Genomic DNA, 1146 nt, shown 5'->3' with positions numbered 1-1146 from the left:
ATCTTGATCTAATTCTCCAAAGTAAAAAGGATTGTTAGGAAGTTCATTTGATCCTGTAAGGAGGGTGGAGTTTAGGAAGATTTTTATATCTAAACTTTTAAAATCTATTTGATATTTTTCTTCTATGTCCTTTATATCCAAAACACTTCTATCTTTTGCAAAAATATCACAATGATTATCATAAATATGGATCAAATTTGACATAGAGATGAAAGAAGTATTGTTAGAATTATCTTGCAAATCTTGTAAATTTACTTTATCTAAGAATATGATTTTTATATTATTTGTCTTTAATACTATGGTATTGGTATTTTTATCATAAAATTGCTCTATGTTAAATACTTCGTTTAAAATTAAATTAACATCATTTTCCTTAGTATTAAAGCTTTGATTATTTAGATTATCTTGTAAGGAAATTTCTTTATTTAAATAGTCTTGGATATCTTTTATTTTTTCATTTCTTTTTTCTTTTAAAGTATTGATAGATTTATAAAGCTTTTTTCTAGTATCAAGATAGGTATCATTGAGCTTTTCTTTATCTAGGATGAAGATTTTTGTGAAAGTAGAATTATAGCCTAGATTGTTTATAGCGGTAGCTTGGGTGAAAAGCTCTTCTTGATTATAATTTATAGCTATGGAATTTTCACATTGATATAAGGCTTTTAAGTATGCTATGGATGAATTTTTATCTATTGTGTCTATTTCATCATTGTTTATAAAAGCAAGCCTTGTTATAAATAATTCTCTATCCATTTTTTTCTAAATATTTAAGATAAATGAATATTATATCAAATATATTAAATTTTTGATAGTCTTTAAAATATATACATCAAATATGCACTTGCAATTAATATAATAATATTGCATAAAAACCCTATAAGCCAACTTAATTTTTTGCGTTTTTCTTCTGTGCTATAACATTTAAATAAATAAGCTTGTAATAAACAAGGAAGTATAAAAAATGTGGTTGTAAAAAAAAACATAGTTATACAAGTCAAAAATCCAAAATAATTATATGCTTTATATTCTTGCGGTGACAATTCTTTAGCTTCTAGAGAGCTAAGTAATGTAAGATCCCTAGAGGTTTCAAGATCATAAGTAAGATAAAATACAATAACAATAGCCATAAAAAAGATAATAAAAGAT

The 1146-nt window shown here is 23.9% G+C and carries 2 protein-coding genes; both read right to left on the bottom strand.

Annotated elements, in window-relative coordinates; translation table 11 throughout:
* On the bottom strand, positions 1–753 hold a 753-nt coding region (locus tag AJ932_RS10715; protein ID WP_261660031.1), incomplete at its 3' end, for a hypothetical protein.
* Positions 754–815: 62 nt separating this feature from the next.
* Positions 816–1146, bottom strand: a 331-nt coding sequence (locus AJ932_RS10670) for a hypothetical protein (protein WP_070288987.1), incomplete at its 5' end; no start/stop codon positions are given.

The organism is Campylobacter sp. BCW_6873 (assembly GCF_001762365.1).
In the GTDB taxonomy this organism is placed as follows: Bacteria; Campylobacterota; Campylobacteria; order Campylobacterales; family Campylobacteraceae; genus Campylobacter_D; species Campylobacter_D jejuni.
Note: the sequence above shows the minus strand (reverse complement) of the source record. Positions and strands in the feature narration are given on the sequence as shown.